Genomic DNA, 1,815 nt, shown 5'->3' with positions numbered 1-1,815 from the left:
CTCCCGCTCAGGCGCAGGCACCGGTCGTCCGCGCCGCGAACGAATACCTCGCTGCGCACGACGCTCGCGACCCCGAGACGCTCGCCCGCACGGGAGAGCTGCTTCACGCGCTGGGCGTCTCGGGCGCCGAACCGGTGGGCATGCGGCACGCGCTCGCGCTGGAGCCCCACCTCGTCGCCGCGGGTCCGCTGTACGAGGAGTGGCGCGCGAAGCAGGGACTCGACGACGTGCCCGCCACGCGCACGCACTTCGTCGAGGAGCAACTGGCCGCCGGCGGCGCGCTTGCCGAGTTCTTCCGCGAGACGTCGGATGCGCTGCTCCGCGGGCAGACGGCGGCTGACGAAGAAGGCTGACGAAGAAGGCCGCCGAACGGGAGCGTCCGCGGCTCAGCCCACCGAGGAGCGCGTGAGCAGGATCGGCGCGGTCGCATTCATCAGCACGGCGTGCGTGACCGCGCCGATCGGGGGGCGGTCGGCCCCGTCGGCGCCGGGGCCCAGCACGAGCAGCTCCTTGTCGAGCGCGGCGTCCAGCAGCGCGTCGGCGGCGGGGCCCGACAGCAGACGACGGCGCACGGGGGCCTCCGGGCCGAGCGCCCGTTCGGCGGCGGCGAGCGCCTCCTCGCAGCGTCCGGACGGGTCCGCGTGCACGAGGGTGATGGGGCGCCCTGGCGCGTGCGCCGCGATCGCGGCGGCGATCGTCTCGGCGCTCTCCGCACGGCCGATGCCCGCCACCACCCCGCGCCGGAAGCGCAGATCCACGTCGGGGATCAGCGCGACCGCACACGACGCGGCGATGGCGAGCTGCACTCCGAGCGATCCGATGACCCGGCGCGGTGCGTAACCGGAGGAACCCGTGCCGATCACGAGCAGGTCGTCCGGGCGGGCGGACTCCGCCAGCCCACGCCACACCGGGCCATCCAGCAGCAAGCGCTCGATCCCGAGCTGCGGATGCCGGGAGAGAAGGGAATGAGCGGCGGCGGCGAGCAGGGTCTCGCCACCGCCGCTCTCGTCCTGGGGTTCCGCGACATGCGCGAGGACGAGGACCACACCGTCTGCGGCGGATCGGGTTGCCGCCCAGAGGAGGGCGGCGCGGCTCTGGGCGGAGCCGTCGACGCCCACGATGCGGCGCGGGGGGAGCGCGTGGTTGTTCATGTCCTGCGTCCAGCATCGACCGGCCGGCTCGCTGTCAATAGGGTCGAAGGTCCCGCCGCTTCGTCGTACTCTCGGCGAGGAGATTTCGCGCGCAGGAGGGGGCACGTGAGCGTGAGAGGGGACTTGGCGGACGAGCCGCGCTCGGAACGCGCGCGCGCCGTCGGGCAGCGGCCCGATCACTCGCAGCGGCCGCCGACCACGGAGAGCCGGCTGCGCGCCCTCCTCGACGCTTTCCGTTCCGTCGTGGAGTCCCTCGACGTCGACGACGTGCTGCGGCGCATCGTGGAGGCGGCGGTCGGTCTCGTCCGTGCACGGAGCGGCGCGATCGCGGCGTTCGACGCACACGGCGCGGTCGAGCGGATCGTCCACGCGCGCGATCCCGAGCAAGGCGCCTCCGACACCCCGAATCCCCTGGGCGATGCGCTGAACGCGGGCGGTGCCGTACGCGTCCAGCGCATCGAGCACGACCCCCGCCAGATCGGGCTCGCGGTCGAGGACGGCCAGGGCACGACTTTCCTCGCCGTGCCGATCCGGACCCGCAGCGACGCGTACGGCGCGCTGTACCTGTCCGGCCGCGACGACGGACCCTTCACGCGGGACGACGAGGAGCTGATGACCGCTCTCGCGGCGATCGCGGGCATAGCGCTCGAGAACGCGAGGCTGT

3 protein-coding genes are annotated in these 1,815 nt (G+C 73.8%); 2 read left to right on the top strand and 1 reads right to left on the bottom strand.

Features of this window, described 5'->3' with window-relative positions; translation table 11 throughout:
• Nucleotides 1–353: hypothetical protein (locus RIF89_RS14685; RefSeq protein ID WP_309069812.1), on the top strand; the 353-nt coding region annotated here is incomplete at its 5' end.
• Between the two features lie 33 nt (nt 354–386).
• Here the strand turns inward: RIF89_RS14685 and RIF89_RS14680 are convergent.
• A complete protein-coding gene (locus RIF89_RS14680; RefSeq protein ID WP_309069811.1) occupies nt 387–1,151 on the bottom strand; it encodes a universal stress protein in 765 nt (254 codons plus the stop codon).
• A 243-nt stretch (nt 1,152–1,394) separates the two neighbouring features.
• Here RIF89_RS14680 and RIF89_RS14675 point away from each other — a divergent pair.
• Nucleotides 1,395–1,815 (top strand): GAF domain-containing protein (locus tag RIF89_RS14675; protein WP_309069810.1); only part of this gene is annotated, 421 nt, incomplete at its 3' end.

It is taken from the genome of Microbacterium sp., from assembly GCF_031178525.1.
GTDB lineage: Bacteria > Actinomycetota > Actinomycetes > Actinomycetales > Microbacteriaceae > Microbacterium.
Note: the sequence above shows the minus strand (reverse complement) of the source record. Positions and strands in the feature narration are given on the sequence as shown.